The sequence below is a fragment of the Nocardia sp. CA-107356 genome, assembly GCF_050946365.1.
Taxonomy (GTDB): domain Bacteria; phylum Actinomycetota; class Actinomycetes; order Mycobacteriales; family Mycobacteriaceae; genus Nocardia.
The window spans coordinates 6,053,146-6,069,966 of the sequence record NZ_CP191992.1 but is presented as its reverse complement, the minus strand read 5'-3'; the positions used below and the strand labels follow the sequence as shown (position 1 = coordinate 6,069,966).

Annotated in this window: 15 protein-coding genes; 6 read left to right on the top strand and 9 right to left on the bottom strand. The window is 66.2% G+C overall.

Annotated features, from left to right (window positions below):
* Positions 1–92 precede the first annotated feature (92 nt).
* From ACQP1G_RS27475 to meaB, 3 genes are read left to right on the top strand one after another with little or no spacing between them, the layout of a single operon-like run.
* Positions 93–1,970 carry a methylmalonyl-CoA mutase family protein gene (locus tag ACQP1G_RS27475; protein WP_433192446.1) on the top strand — a complete coding sequence of 626 codons (1,878 nt, stop codon included), beginning with the start codon at positions 93–95 and terminating at the stop codon, positions 1,968–1,970.
* On the top strand, positions 1,970–4,234 hold the full coding sequence (gene scpA, locus ACQP1G_RS27470) for a methylmalonyl-CoA mutase (RefSeq protein WP_433192445.1): 2,265 nt from the start codon (positions 1,970–1,972) through the stop codon (positions 4,232–4,234). The genes ACQP1G_RS27475 and scpA overlap by 1 nt, the downstream gene beginning before the upstream one ends.
* On the top strand, positions 4,231–5,331 hold the full coding sequence (gene meaB, locus ACQP1G_RS27465; protein WP_433192444.1) for a methylmalonyl Co-A mutase-associated GTPase MeaB: 1,101 nt from the start codon (positions 4,231–4,233) through the stop codon (positions 5,329–5,331). Before scpA ends, meaB begins: the two co-directional genes overlap by 4 nt.
* A gap of 47 nt (positions 5,332–5,378) precedes the next feature.
* Here the strand turns inward: meaB and ACQP1G_RS27460 are convergent, their stop codons facing one another.
* Complete coding sequence (locus ACQP1G_RS27460) at positions 5,379–5,975, bottom strand: TetR/AcrR family transcriptional regulator (RefSeq protein WP_433192443.1); 597 nt, start codon at positions 5,973–5,975, stop codon at positions 5,379–5,381.
* Positions 5,976–6,024: 49 nt separating this feature from the next.
* Here ACQP1G_RS27460 and ACQP1G_RS27455 point away from each other — a divergent pair, with 49 nt between their 5' ends.
* The gene (locus ACQP1G_RS27455) at positions 6,025–6,426 is read left to right on the top strand and encodes a nitroreductase/quinone reductase family protein (protein WP_433192442.1); all 402 of its coding nucleotides are present in this window, start codon (positions 6,025–6,027) and stop codon (positions 6,424–6,426) included.
* A 219-nt stretch (positions 6,427–6,645) separates the two neighbouring features.
* Here the strand turns inward: ACQP1G_RS27455 and ACQP1G_RS27450 are convergent, their stop codons facing one another.
* The 4 genes from ACQP1G_RS27450 to ACQP1G_RS27435 form a co-directional block, all read right to left on the bottom strand.
* A complete protein-coding gene (locus tag ACQP1G_RS27450) occupies positions 6,646–8,070 on the bottom strand; it encodes a metallopeptidase (RefSeq protein ID WP_433192441.1) in 1,425 nt (474 codons plus the stop codon).
* Positions 8,070–9,002, bottom strand: coding sequence for an Rv0361 family membrane protein (locus ACQP1G_RS27445; protein WP_433192440.1), 933 nt, complete (start codon positions 9,000–9,002; stop codon positions 8,070–8,072). The genes ACQP1G_RS27450 and ACQP1G_RS27445 overlap by 1 nt, the downstream gene beginning before the upstream one ends.
* Positions 8,999–9,877, bottom strand: a complete 879-nt coding sequence (locus ACQP1G_RS27440; RefSeq protein WP_433192439.1) for an Rv0361 family membrane protein — start codon at positions 9,875–9,877, stop codon at positions 8,999–9,001. The genes ACQP1G_RS27445 and ACQP1G_RS27440 overlap by 4 nt, the downstream gene beginning before the upstream one ends.
* A 399-nt stretch (positions 9,878–10,276) precedes the next feature.
* On the bottom strand, positions 10,277–10,771 hold the full coding sequence (locus tag ACQP1G_RS27435; protein ID WP_433192438.1) for a MarR family winged helix-turn-helix transcriptional regulator: 495 nt from the start codon (positions 10,769–10,771) through the stop codon (positions 10,277–10,279).
* Between the two features lie 116 nt (positions 10,772–10,887).
* On the opposite strand from ACQP1G_RS27435, the gene ACQP1G_RS27430 reads away from it, so the two are divergent.
* On the top strand, positions 10,888–11,529 hold the full coding sequence (locus ACQP1G_RS27430) for an NAD(P)-dependent oxidoreductase (RefSeq protein ID WP_433192437.1): 642 nt from the start codon (positions 10,888–10,890) through the stop codon (positions 11,527–11,529).
* A gap of 3 nt (positions 11,530–11,532) precedes the next feature.
* On the opposite strand, the gene ACQP1G_RS27425 is transcribed toward ACQP1G_RS27430, so the two are convergent.
* From ACQP1G_RS27425 to ACQP1G_RS27415, 3 genes are all read right to left on the bottom strand, one after another.
* The gene (locus ACQP1G_RS27425; RefSeq protein ID WP_433192436.1) at positions 11,533–12,414 is read right to left on the bottom strand and encodes an amidohydrolase family protein; all 882 of its coding nucleotides are present in this window, start codon (positions 12,412–12,414) and stop codon (positions 11,533–11,535) included.
* Positions 12,411–13,439 carry a nucleoside hydrolase gene (locus tag ACQP1G_RS27420; RefSeq protein WP_433208854.1) on the bottom strand — a complete coding sequence of 343 codons (1,029 nt, stop codon included), beginning with the start codon at positions 13,437–13,439 and terminating at the stop codon, positions 12,411–12,413. The genes ACQP1G_RS27425 and ACQP1G_RS27420 overlap by 4 nt, the downstream gene beginning before the upstream one ends.
* 61 nt (positions 13,440–13,500) lie before the next feature.
* Complete coding sequence (locus ACQP1G_RS27415) at positions 13,501–14,709, bottom strand: FAD-dependent monooxygenase (protein WP_433192435.1); 1,209 nt, start codon at positions 14,707–14,709, stop codon at positions 13,501–13,503.
* Between the two features lie 102 nt (positions 14,710–14,811).
* Here ACQP1G_RS27415 and ACQP1G_RS27410 point away from each other — a divergent pair, with 102 nt between their 5' ends.
* Positions 14,812–15,384 carry a TetR/AcrR family transcriptional regulator gene (locus ACQP1G_RS27410; protein ID WP_433192434.1) on the top strand — a complete coding sequence of 191 codons (573 nt, stop codon included), beginning with the start codon at positions 14,812–14,814 and terminating at the stop codon, positions 15,382–15,384.
* 51 nt (positions 15,385–15,435) lie between these two features.
* Here ACQP1G_RS27410 and ACQP1G_RS27405 read toward each other — a convergent pair whose 3' ends face one another.
* The gene (locus ACQP1G_RS27405) at positions 15,436–16,782 is read right to left on the bottom strand and encodes a CoA transferase (protein WP_433192433.1); all 1,347 of its coding nucleotides are present in this window, start codon (positions 16,780–16,782) and stop codon (positions 15,436–15,438) included.
* Positions 16,783–16,821 lie beyond the last annotated feature (39 nt).

The following is a 16,821-nucleotide window of genomic DNA, read 5'->3' as shown; positions in this document are numbered from 1 at the left end:
TGCTCGTTAACTGATGTGCTCGCTGAGCTGGGCGAATGCAACGGTTTCGGGCGCACACGAGGCGTGCGTCGAGGAGAAGAGGAACAGCAGCTATGCCGATTGCTTCAGAGCCGGTGGCCGGAGCGGAGCCCGCGGAGCGCCCAGACGTTCCCGACTACGCCGCATGGCGCAAGGGCGTGGCCGCAGTGCTGGCGAAGGCCAGCCGGGTCGGGATCCCCGAGCTTCCCGAGGAGCCCGAGAAGCTGCTCGAGGAAAAGACCTACGACGGGCTGACCATCGCCCCGCTGTACACCCGCCGGGATGAGCGGGCCGAACTGCCGCTGCCGGGCGAATATCCGTTCGTGCGTGGCCGCGACGCCACCCGTGACGTGCATCGCGGCTGGTACGTGAGCGCTTTCATCAGTGCACGCGATGGCGCCGCGGCGAATCGCGAGATCTTGGCGGGTCTGGAGAACGGGATCAGCGCGCTGTGGCTCGCCGTCGGCGAGCGCGGTCTGCCGGTCGCCGAACTGCCCGCCGCGCTGTCGGGGCTGCTGTTCGAAATGGCACCGCTGACCCTCGATGCCGGAACCGCGGTTTCCGATGCGGCGCAACAGGTTTTCGCAGTGCTCGACGGCTACCAGGTAGCCGATCGGTCCGGTATCCAGGTGGCGCTCGGCGCGGCCCCGCTCACCAGTCGCTTCGCCGGATCCGCCGACGTCGAGCTGGCGGCGGCGGTCGCACTGGCCGGACAGGCGGCGGCGCGGTCGGAAACCGTGCGCGCGATCACGGTGGACGGCACCGTCTTTCACAATGCGGGTGCTTCGGATGCACAGGAACTGGGTGCCGCGGTGGCCGCGGGCCTGGCCTATCTGCGCGCGCTCACCGATGAGCACGATATCGCTGATGCCTTCGACCAGTTGGTGTTCCGTTTCGCCGCGACCGACGACCAGTTCGCCACCATCGCGAAATTCCGTGCGGCCCGCCAACTCTGGGCCCGCGTCGCGCATGTGTGCGGAGCCCCGGCATTCGGTGACGCACCACAGCACGCGGTGACCTCCGCGGCCATGATGACCCAGCGCGACCCATGGGTGAATATGCTGCGCACTACCCTCGCCGCGTTCGGCGCTGGTGTCGGTGGCGCGGATACGGTGACCGTGCTGTCCTTCGACTCGGCATTGCCGCCGGGCGAACTCGGTGTCTCGAAGTCGTTCGCGGACCGCATGGCTCGCAATACGCAGCTGCTGCTACTCGAGGAGTCGCACCTCGGGCATGTGCAGGATCCGGGTGCGGGCTCCTGGTACATCGAGGATCTCACCGCGGCGCTCGCCGCCAAGGCGTGGGAGTTCATGCAGGAGATCGAGGCCGCGGGCGGATATTCGACCGCGCTGGACTCCGGATTGCTCGCCGAGCGGATCGCCGCGACGCGGTCGGCCCGGGATACCGATGTGGCACACCGCAAGACGGCTGTCACCGGTGTGAACGAATTCCCCAATCTGGCCGAGCAGCCGCTGTCGGAAGCCGCACGACAGGCCGGACAGGTCGCTCGCTACGGCGCAGCCTTCGAGGCGCTGCGCAACCGCTCGGATGCCTACCTCGCGGCCAACGGTGCGCGCCCACGTGCGCTGCTGGTGCCACTCGGCACGGTGGCCGAGCACAATGTGCGGGTGACGTTCATCGCGAACCTGCTGGCCTCCGGCGGTATCGAGACGCTGCATCCGGGCCCATTGGAGGTGGCTGGAATCGGTGCGGCCGCAACGGAATCCGGTGCTGCCATCGCGGTGCTGTGTGGTTCGGACAAACGCTATGCCGAACAGGCGGGTGTGGCTGTCGAGCAGTTGCGCGCCGCCGGAATCGAGACGGTGCTGCTGGCCGGTGCGGAAAAGGCCGTTGGCGAACTGAGCGGTGCGCAACGCCCGGACGGCTATCTCGCGGCTCGCATAGATGCCGTCGCCGCACTGTCCGACCTGCTGGAGAAGGTGGGAGCCTGATGACACTGAGTCATATCGAGCATCTGATCGGCAGTTTCGCCGAGGTGCCGCTGTCCGAACGTCCGGCCGACCCCGCCGAGGTGGACGCCGCACAGGTCGACGCCTACGTGCGCGCGGCCGCCGAGGCGAACAACTACACCCCCGAACAGCTGGTGTGGGCGACCCCCGAGGGCATCAATGTGCCACCGGTTTTCACCAAGGCCGACCGTGACGCCGTTGCGGCCGAGGGGTATCCGCTCGACAGCGTGCCCGGTATCGCGCCGTTCGTGCGCGGTCCGTACCCGACCATGTACGTCAACCAGCCGTGGACCATCCGCCAGTACGCGGGCTTCTCCACCGCCGCGGACTCGAATGCCTTCTACCGCCGCAATCTGCAGGCGGGCCAGAAGGGTCTGTCGGTCGCCTTCGACCTGGCGACGCACCGCGGCTACGACTCCGATCATCCGCGTGTACAGGGTGATGTCGGCATGGCCGGTGTCGCCATCGATTCGATCCTCGACATGCGTCAGCTCTTCGACCACATCCCGCTGGATCAGGTCAGTGTGTCGATGACCATGAACGGCGCGGTGCTGCCGATCCTGGCGCTGTATGTCGTCGCGGCCGAGGAACAGGGTGTCGCACCGGAACAGCTCGCCGGAACCATTCAGAACGACATTCTGAAGGAGTTCATGGTCCGCAACACCTACATCTATCCGCCCAAGCCCTCGATGCGGATCATCTCCGATATCTTTGCCTACACCAGCGCGAAGATGCCGAAGTTCAACTCGATCTCCATCTCCGGCTACCACATTCAGGAGGCCGGAGCGACGGCCGATCTGGAGTTGGCCTACACCCTCGCCGACGGTGTCGAGTACATCCGCGCCGGTATCGACGCCGGCATGGAGGTCGACAAGTTCGCGCCGCGGCTGTCGTTCTTCTGGGCCATCGGCATGAACTTCTTCATGGAGGTCGCCAAACTCCGTGCGGGACGACTGCTCTGGAGCGAACTGGTCGCGAAGTTCGAACCGAAGAGTGCGAAATCGCTATCGCTGCGCACCCATTCGCAGACCTCGGGTTGGTCGCTGACCGCGCAGGACGCCTACAACAATGTGGCGCGCACCTGTATCGAGGCCATGGCCGCGACCCAGGGCCACACCCAGTCGCTGCATACCAACGCCCTCGACGAGGCGCTCGCCCTGCCGACGGACTTCTCCGCGCGCATCGCACGCAACACCCAGTTGCTGATCCAGCAGGAGTCCAACACCACGCGGCCGATCGACCCCTGGGGCGGTTCGTATTACGTCGAATGGCTCACCCACCAGCTGGCCAACCGCGCCCGCGCGCATATCGCCGAGGTGGAGGCGCACGGTGGTATGGCGCAGGCGATCGGCGAGGGCATCCCGAAGCTGCGCATCGAGGAGGCCGCCGCGCGCACGCAGGCGCGCATCGATACCGGCCAGCAGCCGGTGATCGGCGTGAACAAGTATCAGGTCGAAGAGGATCAGCAGGTCGAGGTACTCAAGGTCGAGAATTCGCGAGTGCGCGCCGAGCAGATCGAGAAGCTGAACCGGCTTCGGGCCGAACGTGATTCGGCCGAGGTGGAGCGGGTGCTGGCCGAATTGACCCGTGCGGCAGCCTCTTCGGAGGGTGGCATGGAGAACAACCTGCTCGCGTTGGCGATCAATGCCGCCCGTGCGAAGGCCACCGTCGGCGAGATCTCCGACGCGCTGGAGAAGGTGTACGGACGCCACCAGGCCGAGATCCGTACGCTCTCCGGTGTGTATCGCGACGAGGCCGGGAAGGTGACCAATATCAGCAAGGCGATCGAACTCGTCGAGGAATTCGCCGATGCGGAAGGTCGTCGACCGCGCATCCTGGTCGCGAAGATGGGCCAGGATGGACACGACCGAGGGCAGAAGGTGATCGCGACGGCCTTCGCCGACCTCGGCTTCGACGTCGACGTGGGCCCGCTGTTCCAGACCCCGGAGGAGGTGGCGCAGCAGGCGGCCGATAACGACGTGCACGTCGTCGGTGTGTCCTCGCTGGCAGCGGGCCACCTCACGCTGGTGCCCGCCCTGCGGCAGGCGCTGGCCGATGTCGGGCGTCCCGACATCATGGTCATCGTCGGTGGTGTCATTCCGCCCGGTGACTTCGACGAGCTGTACGCGGCGGGTGCGGCGGCGATCTTCCCGCCCGGCACCGTGATCGCGGACGCCGCGATCGATCTGCTGAAGAAGTTGGCGGGCGAACTCGGTCACGAGATCGGCGGCGGCAGCAGGCAATGAATCGAGCATCGCGCAGCGATCCCGTGAGGGGTGGTGGTCGGGTGACGGGCGGGCATCCAGCATCGCGCAGCGATCCCGTGGGGGGTGGTGGTCGGGCGACGGGTGGGCATAAGCGCGTCATTGATGTCGACGCACTCGCGCTGGCGGTCCGCTCCCAGGAGCGGGCCGCCTTGGCTCGGGCCATCACCCTGGTCGAGTCGACCAGGGCCGATCATCGGGAGCTCGCGCAGCAACTGCTGCTGCAACTGACGCCGCCCACCGATACGGTCACCTCGAATCGTGTCGGCATCACCGGTGTTCCCGGCGTCGGTAAGTCGACCTTCATCGATGCGCTCGGCATGGATCTGATCGGCAAGGGGCATCGGGTGGCGGTACTGGCCGTCGATCCGTCCTCCACCCGCACCGGCGGCTCGATCCTCGGTGACAAGACCCGCATGGCGCGATTGTCGTTGGAGCGCAACGCCTATATCCGTCCGTCGCCGACCGCGGGCACCCTCGGCGGCGTCGCCAAGGCGACCCGCGAAACCATCGTGCTGCTCGAGGCCGCGGGCTACGACGTGATCCTGGTGGAGACCGTCGGCGTCGGCCAGTCCGAGGTGACCGTCGCGAATATGGTCGACGTCTTCTGCTTCCTCACCCTCGCCCGCACCGGAGATCAGTTGCAGGGCATCAAGAAGGGTGTCCTCGAACTCGCCGACCTGGTCGCGGTCAACAAGGCCGATGGCAAACACGAGATCGAGGCCAAGGCCGCTGCCCGCGAACTGGCGGGTGCGCTGCGCCTGATCCATCCGCACGACGCACTCTGGCGCCCACCGGTGCTCACCATGAGCGGGCTGGAAGGCCATGGGCTGGACAAGTTCTGGGATACCGTTCTCGAACACCGTCGCATCCTCACCGAGGCAGGCGAGTTCGCCGAAAAGCGTCGCCGCCAGTTGGTCGACTGGACCTGGACCATGGTGCACGACCAACTCCTGCGCCGCCTTGCCGAGAACCCGAACGTCAAAACCATTCGCGCCCAAGTGGAGAAGCAGGTGCGCGACGGCACGCTGACCGCCGCACTGGCCGCTGAACAGCTACTCGAAGCCTTCGACAGCTGAGCGTGTGTAGCGCCCGCGGCGAAGTTCGGGACGTATCGCGCCTTCGGCTAGACGGCACTGAGTTGGGTGGTCAGCGCCCTGGCGAGTTCGGCGGCGCCTTCGGCGTGTAGGGCGTTGGGCTGGAACAGGATTCGGTACCACAGCACGCCGAAGGCCTGTTCGACGACCAGTTCGGCCGGGGCCGTCCCCGGGATCTCGGCGCGGGATCGGCTCTGTTCGATGACCTCGGCCAGTGCCGTTCGTCGGCGGGCGAGGAACTCGCGCAGGGCCTGTTCGAGGTTCGCGTCGTCCTGGGCGGCGATGACCGCGGCGATCAGGGCTCGGCGATTGCGTTCGGTGCGCGCGGCGGCGAAGGTCTCGCCGAGAAAGACTTCGAGATTGCCGCGCAGGGTTCCGGTATCGGGAATCGCGACAGCCTGTTCGGCCGAATGGACCAGCGCATCGAGTAGGACCGCGTCTTTGGACGGCCACCAGCGGTAGATGGTCTGACGCCCGACGCCCGCATGCGCCGCGATGCGATCCACGGTGACACCCGAACTTCCGTGTTCGGCGAGGAGTTCGGCCGCAGCGGTCAGAATCGCCGCGCGCGCCGCCTCATTGCGCCGGGATCCGGTGTGCGCTCGCGTGCTCGCGTTTTCGGCCATGACGCAATACTACCTTGACGAGACTGTCAGTCTCGACAACACTCGAACCATGACTTCACCGGCTAATAATTCCTGGCGGCTGCGTCTCGATCACGCCTTCCATCGCCGCCTCGCCAACCCGATCACTACGCGCATGCGCGACCAGATCCTGCTGGAGACCACCGGGCGCAAGTCCGGTGAACCGCGAAGCACCCCGGTCGGCGGAAAGGTGGTGGGGGAGCAGTTCTGGATGGTCTCCAACCACGGCGAGCACTCCGACTACGTGCGAAATATCAAGGCGGATCCCGCCGTTCGGGTGCGCATCGATGGCCGCTGGCGTAACGGCATCGCCCAACCACTGCCCGACGACGATGCGATGGCGCGTCTGGCCACCCTCCCGCGGATGAACAGCGCGATGGTCCGCGCCTTCGGCACCAACCTCCTGACCATCCGGATCGACCTGACCGACTGACGAGTTGCCGACCGGCGGCGGCGGTGGCATCCCGCGCATCTAACGAGTCGCCATCATGACTGAGGCAACTGTTGATTCACTGTCTCAGTCGCCTTGCTTTGGTGGGACAACGGCGTGGTTGTCGAGGTTCCGATGGTCGATTCGTTGCTGCGGCGCTATCCGGATCGAACCCATTGATGTCGCCGGTACGGTGGGCGACCGTACCGGCGACATCGTGGCCTACCTCGCGTCGGTGTATGTGTTGTCGCAGGCCGTACGACCGTGCTCGAGGCCGAGCTGGTAGGCCTCGATGCGAGCGAAACTGCTCGGCACCGAGAGGCCGTCGACATTGCTGGCGACCAGCCCGTCCCGCAGCAGTCCGGCCAGAGCTTCGTCCACATCGCCTTGGGACAGTTGACTTTCCGCCAGCTCGCCCCTGGCCAGGGCATCGGTGTAGACGCCGGTGTAGCACGCGACGTGGAGTGCGGTCGTCTGCTCGGAAAGTGATCGGCCGGAGGCCTTTTCGACCGCAAGCAGGACGCGAGAGGCGACCAGTGCGTAGGCATCGAAGTCGCCTCTGGGCACCAGGCTATCGACCTTGCGCCCTCGTTTCACCAGCCCGGGCAGGTCGATCCCGATGGTGTTGGTGGACGGGCAGTACGAGACCGGTGTGGTTTCGTGCGCGTCCGGGCAGCCTCGGATCGCGCCGGTGTACTCCACTTTGGGCTTATCCTTCAGCTTGAACAGCCGGGCGGCGAAGTCGATCTGGGCTTGCACCGAGTCCTGCGTGATCTCCTGCTCGCCGGTTTCGGTGGAGCTGAAGATGGCCGGCAGGTTGCCGCGCCGTACCGCGATTTCGGCATCGTCGATCTTGCTGCAGGCGTCCGCGCCGTCGGTGAAGCCGAGCTGCAGGGCACCGGCCCGCTCGAATCCGCTTCCGTGCTCGTTCGGCATCGTTCCGATGTAGTCGCCGTCGCGCAATGTCAGTGCCGCGACGATTACATTGTTCAGGCCGCCGGCAGTGTTGAGGGTGAAGCGGGTGGACTTGCCTTCGGCGACCGATCTCAAGTAGGAGCCGGCGAAGCAGTCGGCCTGCTGTTCGCGCACGATGGTCGTCGTGGAGTCATTGACCAGCCTGGCCTGATCCTGGACCGCGTGTCCGTACTCATGGGCCAGAATGAAAGGGACGGACTCCGGTCCGAGCTGAGCGTACATCGACATCAGCTCTCGGTCCCACGCGATGAGTCTGCCCTGCTTGCACTCGGTGGTGTAGAACGCGTTCTCTACGCCCGCAACGGATTCGCCGCAGACGGTTGCGGCCGCATCGCTGGAGTCGTAGGAGACGCGGTGGTCGACGGGAACGAATTGGCGGCCGAACATCCTGGGGTATTGGACGCGCCAGAAATCCTCGACGTCGGCGACCGCGTTGGCTGCAAGCTGATCGACCGGGGTGCCGGTGAACCCGTCCACCGTGATCGCGGGTGGCGGCACATGCTCGCGCAGGCCGCTGGGCCCGTCCGCGACCGGCAGGCCCGCGACCTTGGTCGCGTCGTAGTGGGCGCGCGCGGGTGCGGCTGGATCGTGACCACAACTGGCGACCAGTGCGAGCGCGGTGACCGGGACGAGCGTCGCCAGCAAATACCGGCGGAAGGTGCGTGCGTTCATCAGTGCGCACCCCCGGTCAGGACCGTATTCAGAACGGCGGCATTGACAATCCGCCACTGCCCGCCGATGCGCTCGAGCTGGAAGGTCACGCGCTGCGTCACATCGGCCTGCTGAATGGTCACCGTGATACTTGCCGAATCGCTGTTGACGACCGTCCGGTCGACCGAGCGGATCACGATGCCCTTCAGTGCGGCCAAGGTCACCGCATCGATTTCCGTAATGTTGTGTGCGGCAACGAGATTGCCGGTATTCGCCGCATCGAACAGGCTCTGTACCGTCTGCTGTACGTCGGCCTCGTCCATCATCTGGGTCCGCTTGCGTTCGGCAGCAGGATCGCTGGGCAGCTTGCTGATGCGCCACATTCCGTCGATCCGGGTCAGTTCGATTCGGGGGTGCTCGTCGCCGATGTCGGACAGCTCGCCACCGATCGAGTGGCCGGTCATGGCGACCCGCGCACGATCGCCGTCGACCTCGACGTCGTCGAACCAATTGACGACGAAGCGTCCGTTCTGGGCCGTTAACCGCTTGGCGTAATCGGCGAATGCGGCCGGCTGTACGTCGAATGCGGCCTTTGCCACGTCGTCGGTGACGTCGGCGCGGACCTGCGTCAGATCGCCGCGCTGCCAATCGGCGTAGTAGTCGTCGATGGCGGCGCGCACCCGCGCTTCGGCGGTCGGCCCGGACTCGGTCGGGTGGGTGACCAGGTAGGTACCGCCGCCCGCGGCGCCCATGGCCGCGACGACAGCGATGCCCGCCAGCGCTATGAGTGCCCGCTTCCGTTTGCGTGCAACGGGTTTCGCGACGGGATTCGCGGGCACGTACGCCGGCGGCGGCGGCTCCGCGAGAGTGGGTGGAGTCGACATCATGGGTCCTTTCGGCATTGCGAGGTCGGCGGGGGGCGGTGGGGCGTCCGCGCCGGGGTGCGGGCTCATCGGCTGATCTCCGTGGTGTCGGACAGCTTCCATTCGCCGAAGATCCGGTGCAGGGTCAGCTCGGCGACGTAACTGCCCTCGCGGTCCTTGCCGGTGACCGTGACCTTGGCCGAGTCGCTGCGGATCACGACCTCGTCGACGGATTCGAGCGTGCCCCAGCGGCGCAGCGTGCGCGTGAACTCGTCCGGTGACGCGCCGACGATCGACTGTGCGACGGGGCCGTCACTCAAAGCGGCAAGCTGCTCACGATCGTGGTCCTCGACCGCGTTGTAGAACTTCGTGACGACGTCACGTACGGATCGTTCGGTGGCCGCCTGCTCCTGCTTGGCTTTGGTCGCCGGATCGTCTTCTGGCCACTTGCACAGCTTCCAGTCGCCATTGATTCGGGTCAGCGCAAAGCTGGTGTGTTGCATGCCGATATCGCCGCGATCCATATGTCCGGAGACAGTGGCGCGTGCGCGATCACCCGAAACCTCGACGGTGTCGAACCCATCGATCGTGAATCGCCCGTTCTTGTCGTTGTCGAATCGAACCAATGCGGCAAACTGTCCGGATGAGAATTGCGCAAGCTCCTCCGAATACTCGGCACAGAAAGTGGAGCGCAGCCGACCGACGTCGCCGTCCTGCAGTGCATCGGTGGCGGATCGGACCGCAGCGCGTACGTGATCCGCCTCGGTGGGACGGTCCAGATGCGCCCGAACCGAGAAGTATGCGCCCGCCCCGATACCGCCCAACGCCAGCAGCGAAACGGCACCGATCGCAACCGCCCTGCGACCACGGCGGCTCGGCGTCGGCGGGTGCGGGGGTGCGCCGGGCGGGAATGGACTATCCGCCGGGGTGTCAGCGGCTTGCACATTGTTCTCGGACTCGGACATGCCTTCCCTCTCAGTTGCGACCACTGCCACTAAATTCTGCGGTGAGAGGTCTACCGTTAACGGGTAGCAATCCGGCATATGTGCGTGGCCGGCCGACCGGGCAACGAGCGATCGCACCTGTTAACAAGTCCGGCGGAGATTGCGAAATTCGAGAATGCCCGCATGACGAATCATGACAGCTGTCGGCGAGTGCGGTGGAGTGTGCGACCACTCGGCTCGCGGTTATTTGTGCGGCAATTGAGTATCGACGCGGCTGATTCGCAATTCTCTTGCAGTGGCGGATATTCCGACCGCAAGACGAGTTGAATCAGCTCCGATCCATGCCGAGCGCGAACGACCTCAGGGGCATGCCCTGCCTGCCGGACGCGGCTCGGCCGATGTGCGGCAGGCTGACGGGCGTCAGACCGAATCGCCGTGCGCCTCGAGCAGGGTGCGCAAGGCGGCCGCAACCTGCTTGCGTTGTGCGGGCGTCAGGGGTTCGAGCAGTCGGGCCTCTGTGGCGACATGGTCGGGGAGTGCCGCATCGATGAGTTCGCGCCCGGCTTCGGTGAGTGTGACGTGTACGCCCCGCCCGTCGTGTTCGCTGCGGGTGCGGGTGACGAGGCCGCGTTCCTCCAGGCGGTCCAGGCGTTGCGTGATGCCGCCGGAGGTGATCATGGCCGAGCGCATGAGTTCGGTGGGGGTGAGGCGGTGGGGTGGGTCGCTGCGGCGCAAGGTGGCCAGGACGTCGAAGGAAGCGGCGTCGAGTCCGTGCGCGGCGAACGTCTTGCGCAGCTCGGCGCCGACCACCTGGGACAGTCTGGTCAGCCTGCCGAATACGGCCATCGGCGAGACGTCCAGGTCGGGGCGCTGCGCGCGCCATTGATCGAGCACCCGTTCGACATGATCGGTCACGTCCGCAGCCTAGCGAATATCTCAGCGGTGAGGTATCTCATACCTCGGAATTGCTTAACGCTAAGCTATGTTTCTTAGAGCTGAGCAATCAATAGTCCGATGAAAGGCGAATCACCATGCGTATCACCGTGTTCGGAGCGGCGGGCGATGTCGGCAGCCGAGTAGTGGCGGAGGCGCTGGATCGCGGGCACCAGGTCACGGCGGTGGTCCGTGATCCCGCACGTGCCGGTGCGGTGCCCGCCGCGGCGATGCTGCGCACCGGTGATGCCACGAACCTCGACGACGTCGTATCCCTCAGTGCGGGCCAGGATCTGGTGATCACCGCGACCCGCCCGGCACCCGGTCGCGAACACGAACTACCCGCGATCACCTCCGTGCTGTTGACCGGTCTGGCGCGCACCGGCGTCCGTCTGCTGGTGGTCGGGGGCGCGGCCACCCTGCTCGTGCCCGGCCCGGATCCGATGACCTTGCACGAAAGCCCGGATTTCCCGGTCGAACTGCAGGCCATCGCGCAGGCCTGCGCCGACCAACTGGCCATGTGCCGCGCCGAAACCGCCGCCGACTGGACATATCTGAGCCCGCCCGCCGAACTGGTGCCGGGAAAGCGCACCGGCAGCTACCGCGTCGGCACGGACGAACTGCTCACCCGTGCCGACGGCGTCTCGGCCATCTCCATGGAGGATTTCGCGGTCGCGCTGCTCGACGAGGCCGAGCGGCCCGCGCACCGGCGGACCAGGTTCACGGTCGCATCGGTCTGAGCACTACTGGATCTCGAAGAGCCGGGCGGCATTGCGGTAGCAGACCTGTTGCAGCCAGGTGTCGCCCAAATCGAGGCGTTCCAGCGCGTAGATCGAATGGCCGTAGGAATAGGGGATATTCGGGAAATCGCTACCGAACAGAATGCGATCACCGAAGTGCCGCAACCGGGCGCGCTCCGACGTGGGGAAGGGTGCCTTGGCCTCGGAGAAGTCGGTCCACACCATCGTCGTGTCCAGATACACGCCAGGGTAATCCTGCGCCAGGTCCAGAAATTCGGAGTATTCGGGTGTACCCATATGCGCGATGATCAGCCGCAAGCGCGGAAAGCGTTGCAGGAGACCGGCAATGGGCTCCGGTCCGGTGTATTCTCCGGGCGCCGGGCCGGAGCCGCAGTGGATCAGCGCGGGAATCTGCGCGTCCTCGAGCATGCCCCACACCGGATTCAGCAGCGGGTCGCCGGGATGGAAGTCGCCGACCTGCACATGGACCTTGAATACCCGGGCGCCGCGTTCGATGGCCGCCTCCACGTAACTGTCGGCGTGATGTTCGGGATAGAACGTCGCGGTGTGCAGGCAATCGGGGGTGCGCTCGGCGAAGTCGGCGGCCCATTCATTGAGCCATGCCGCCATATCCGGTTTGTGGGGATACACCAGTGAGGTGAATGCGCGCACACCGAAGCCGCGCAACGTCTTCAATCGGACCTGTTCGTCGTCGCGGTAGGCGATGGGCCACTCCCGGCCGATCAGCGGACCGGCCGAATCGAAGTACGCCCATACCTTGGCCATCACCTGTTCCGGCATGAAATGTGTATGGACGTCGATGATTCCGGGCAGGTCGAGTCGGGTGCGGAACTGGGCGAGGTAGGTATTGTCGTCGCCGGTCATTGCGGCCCTTCCTGCGGGTAGATCGAGCGGGCGAAGTCGCCGACCCGGCTGATCAATCGCTCGAAGAACACGTCGGGTTCGGTGCCGATGACGATGTCGGCGTTGGGTTCCCGGCCCCACATGCCCGCCCAATCCGCCACCGTCGTCGCGCGAGTCAGGGTGCCGACGAGTTCGACGTCGACCGTGGCCGGTCGGATGTTGGCGAGTGCTGGATCCAGCGCGACGGCCGCCGCGAACGGATCGTGCATATGCGCGAGATAGCCCTGGTCGTAGAGCTTGTGGAAGTCGAAGTAGAACCGGACCGCATCGGTGAAATGGCGCACGATGGGATTGCTCGTCGCCGACCTGGCCTCCGGCGGGTCGGTCTCCGAAACCACTTCGACGGGAAGGCTTCCCGCGCGCTCGGCCAGCTGCGCTACATGTTTGGGCCGCATCTGGATGGTCTCGGTGATATCGAGCGCGCACACGATCGGCCGTCGATCGGCGGGTGCGGCGGAGAAGGCGTCGAAGACCTCCTTGGCCGCCTCCGGATCCACGTGCACATTCCATTCGTTGGTCGGGGTGGTGTTACCGGGATGATTGAAGGCCCCGCCCATGATCACCAGTCGCCGCAGCAGCAGTGGGAGTCGCGGTTCGAGCCGAAGGGCGAGCGCGAGATTGGTCAGCGGTCCGGTGCAGAGTCCGATGATCTCGCCGGGGGCCGCACGCACCAGGTCGACCCACATCTGCGCCGCGGACCGGGTCGACAGTGTACGAGCGGACTCCGGCAGTTCCGCATAACCGATGCCCTGCGGCCCGTGCGTGTCCTCGGTGGTGCGCAATGGGATCGCGAGGGGTTCCGCGGCGCCGAGCGCGACCTCGATGTCGGGGGCTCGGCACACATCCAGCCAGGCGAGATTGTTCGCCGCCACCTGCGGCGCGGGCACATTACCCGCGGTGGCGGCGATCCCTACGATCTCGGCATCCGGGGAGGCGAGCAGGTACAGCAGCGCGAGTGAATCATCGATCCCGGTATCGACGTCCATGATGATCTTTTGCCGCACCAGTCGAGCCTAGCGAGCCGATCCCACCGGTCCGCCGCGAGGCTCAGTAGGACGGCAATACGTAGTCGTCGGTGTCGGTCATCATCCGCATCATTACCGGTCGCAGCAGCCGCGAGGTCATGAGCCGCATGCTGACGTGTGTCATCCGCGTGCCGAAGCGCGAGGTGGGCAGCATCATCTTGATGCCGCCGCCGGGCAGTTCCTTGGCCTTGTCCAGGAACGGCGTGACGATTTCGGCATAGCGGGTCAGCGCCTTCGCGAGATCGTCGGGGGTGGCGGCGATTTCACCAGCAAGGACGTACGCGCCGACGATGGCCATTGCGGTGCCCATACCGGTCATCGGGGAACCGCAGAAGCCGGAGTCGCCGAGCAGGGTGACCCGGCCGGTGGACAGCGACGGCATGTCGACCCGGGCCAGCATGTCGAAGTAGAAGTCCGGGGTGCTGGTCATCGCGTCCAGCACGGCGGGGGTCTCCCACCCCGCCTCGGCCAGCATGTCGTGGATGAGCCGCTGCTGCGCGGACACATCGCGACGCAGCGCCGGATCGACTTCGGTACGCATGGTGATGATCGCCTTCGAGGTCGCCGGATCGGCATCCGGTCGAATCGCGACCGCGGCGCTGGGCACGGTATGCATCTTGAACCAGCCCGGCTCGGTTCCGGCAGGCGTCGGCATAGTGAAGAAGGACATGTACCCGCCGAGGTAGGTGACGAACTGTTCCTCCGGGCCGAAGGCGAGTTGCCGGGTCGCCGAATGCACCCCGTCGGCGCCGACGACCAGATCGAAGAGTTCGGTGCGACCCGATGCGAAGGTGACCTCCACCCCGGTGTCGTCCTGGTGCAATACCTCGATCCATTCGCCGTAGCGGTAGTCGAGTTCGCCTGCCGTGCTGGCGAGTTCGGTGAGCAGCACCTGGTTCAGATCACCCCGGGTGATCTCGATATCGGCCACCGGCCCCTTGCCGTCGAACATCTCCGCGGGCATCCTGGCGAACTCCCGGCCGTGCTCGTCGACGTAGGCCATACCGCGCTCGTCGAGCTGGTATTTGCGGATGCCCGGCATGATTCCCATCCGCTCGGCGACTTCGCGGCTCGGCCCGCGCAGGTCGACCGCCTGACCGCCGGGACGCGGCTTGGGGGCGCGCTCGACGACGGTGGTTCGGATGCCCGCGCGCAGCAGTTGCAGCGCGAGCGCGTTGCCAGCGATACCGCCGCCGCTGATCAGGATGTGGAGGGCGTTGGTGGTGCTCATGACCGGAGCCAATCTGTCGGACGAATGTGTCAGACAAATGTTTAACACACAGATAGCACGATCGTCTAGTACAAATGTCTAAGGCGAGTGTAGGCTGAGATCATGGGAAACCGGGAAGATTTGTTGGCGGGAGCGCGTAAGGCCATCATCGAACGTGGCGTCGCGAAAACAACCGCCCGCGATATCGCTGCGGCGGCAGGTGTGAGCCTGGCCGCGATCGGCTACCACTTCGGCTCCAAGGATCGGCTGATCACCGAGGCGCTGACGGAGGCGCTCGGCACCGATATCGGCGACCGAATGGAGGCGCTGGTCCGTGACGGCGCCGGTCATTCGCCGCTGACGGCGTTCACGCGGATGTGGGACGGTATGTCGCAGGTCTTCGAGGACAACCGCGACGGCATGCTGGCGAGCCTGGAAAATCTGGTGCGCGTCGCGCGGACGCCGGAATCGCAGACGTATATGGCCGAAAGTCTCACCGGCGCGTACGCGGACATCGGTCGAGCCCTGCGGGAATCCCGCCCGGATCTCGATGCGGACACCGCCGAGGCGATCGCCGAGCTGTATTTCATGCTGACCCAGGGACTCGGCATCCTGTGGACGATCACCCGTGGTGCGAACCTGCCCGACGGCGCGCGACTTGCCAAGGCCATCGCGGCCCTGGCCCGCGAGTCCTGACGGTCAGGACTGATCCGACTGCGCTCGGGCCGGAATGTGACGCAGCGAGGGCTATCGCGTTGTCAAGGGCCAAGCGGGCCGGTCCGCGCCGTATTGCGGTGCTGGCCAGGCGTAATCCGGATATTCGGCGAGCACCGGCGCCGCGGTGGTGACATTGCCGTGCGTGACCGCAGCCATCGGGCTCGGCGGCGCGGCCTGCGGATGCCGCGGGGTGCGGCCGGAGGCGGTGAGGAGCCAGGATGCGGTGCGCGCCAACGCGACTCGGACATCACGCCCGATGCCGTCATGGGCGCGGGCGACGAGCGCATCGATGACACCGGCGGCGAGCAGATAGCCGGAGGCGTGGTCGAGTGCCTGCGCGGGCAGCGCCGCCGGCACCGCGGGTGCGCCTTCGATGATCGAGATACCGGCCGCGGCCTGCACAATGCTGTCGAAACCGCGGCGCCGACCCCAGGGACCGGATTCGCCCCACGCCGATATCCGTCCGTGCACGAGGCCGGGACGACGAGCGGCGGTGAGCCCGGCATGTTCCAGCGCGCCGGGCCGATATCCGGTGATCAGCACATCGGCGGCGGCGAGTAGGTCATTGATCAGGGGGAGCTGGGCACGCAGATCGAGCAGCGTCGAGCGTTTGCCCTGGCAGGTGTCGTGGTACTGCCAGGGGATCTCGGGTAGTCGCGGCGGGTCGATCCGCAGCACATCGGCGCCGAGCAGTGCCAGCGTTCTGGTCGCCACCGGTCCGGCGATGACGCGGGTCAGATCCAGCACCCGGACACCACGCAATGGCTGCAACGGCGATGCGCCGATCGGCAACCCGATCTCGCCCCGGTCGATCCGGGTGTCGATCGCCACCAACGGACCCGACGCGGCGGCTTGCCCCTGGGCAGTGGCCGCCCACTCCTCTTCGGTGCGCACCTGTACCGCGATCGCGCCGTGTGCGGCCGCGAGTTCCTCGACATCGCTGGCGCGGCTCATCGCCATTTGCGCGACCGCCAGATCGACGGGCGCGTCGTCGGGGAGTCCGAGCGCCCCGAGCAGTCGCGCGCGATGATGCGGGTAGTTGGCGTGCGTGCGGACCCAGCCGTCGAAGGTCGGGAAGAACCCGGACAGGTCGGCGAATATCGCGGCGGTCGAACCGCCGATGCGCAGCAGACGCTCACTGGAGAAGGCGGCTGTGATCCGGTCCGGATCCAGCCGGTGCGCCACCGGATTCAGCTGGTGTGCCTCCCGTACGCGGTTCGCCGCCGACGTCACCGCGGCCACCGATCCGGCGGCCAGCGCCCAAACCGGCAGCGTCGCAGCCAAAGAGCTGCCCGGATCTGCGGATGGGGTGGTGTCGGAGGCTGGGATACCGATTCCGGCTTCGTAGTCGCGGACCAGCTGTTCGTGCGCAATCACCAGACCGAGAGTAGTAGTTGTGACGCAGTAGTAGGGTCG